The following is a 212-nucleotide window of genomic DNA, read 5'->3' as shown; positions in this document are numbered from 1 at the left end:
ATGACACGCCGGTCAAGCTTCAGGCTCCGGGAACGAAGAAGACCAAAACCGCCCGGATCTGGGCCTATGTGCGGGATGAGCGGTCATGGGCCGGGGCCTCTCCACCGCTGGCGTGGTACCGGTTCACGGTTGACCGCAAGGGCGAACATCCTCAGGGCCACTTGTCCGGCTACAAGGGCTGGGTGCACGCGGACGGGTATGCCGGGTTCAAC

The 212-nt window shown here is 64.6% G+C and carries 1 protein-coding gene; it reads left to right on the top strand.

The genetic code is table 11. From position 1 onward, the window contains the following. Nucleotides 1-212 (top strand): IS66 family transposase (locus ACXAIC_RS24935; RefSeq protein ID WP_475187163.1); only part of this gene is annotated, 212 nt, incomplete at both ends.

This window comes from Roseibium sp. AWQ4_254 (assembly GCF_056161025.1).
Note: the sequence above shows the minus strand (reverse complement) of the source record. Positions and strands in the feature narration are given on the sequence as shown.